General features: G+C 40.7%; 1 protein-coding gene. It reads left to right on the top strand.

The window, feature by feature from the left end:
* Nucleotides 1–22: 22 nt before the first annotated feature.
* The coding region (locus NZM05_12675) for a hypothetical protein (protein ID MCS7014469.1) at nucleotides 23–597 on the top strand (575 nt) is incomplete at its 3' end.

Here is a 597-nt window from a genome sequence, read left to right on the forward strand (position 1 = left end):
AAATCTCATCGTTTTCATTACGATGAACGATGAGAGAGAAATCAGTGAACCGTTACTTCGTCGTTTGCCCCTTATTGAATTTAAACCGCTCCCCCCTCTGGTTGTAAAAAAAGCTTTAGAACTTAGTCATCCTAACCATCCTCTTATTCCATCCTGTGTGCTTCTCTATGAGCACACACTTGTTGCAAGACTTCCTAAACCTGCAACCATACAGGAACTGCGTCAATTGATCGACGCAGCTGATTGTTTAGGAGAAAATGCGGACTGGAACGAATTAGTGTTCCAATTTATCACGAAAACTCGTGATGCTCACGAGCAATTATCTCTAGTGCAACCAAGTGCACGTTATCGTAGTTATGAGCAGCTACCAGTTGTAGATCCTAATAATTACGATTCTGATAATTATAATCAGGATGATGAACAAGAAGAGCACGACAGCTCTCCGAGAATGCCTTCTTTGTCAGAAATAAAAAATATACATTCTTCTACGTCCTGCCCTGACGAAACACCAGAAGTTACAGAACATTCTGGTGGAATTTTATCATTGACTGATGAGTCATATAGTGCAGTTGTTTCAATGTGTGAGCATCCCACTTC

Source organism: Chloroherpetonaceae bacterium, from assembly GCA_025056565.1.
In the GTDB taxonomy this organism is placed as follows: domain Bacteria; phylum Bacteroidota; class Chlorobiia; order Chlorobiales; family Thermochlorobacteraceae; genus Thermochlorobacter.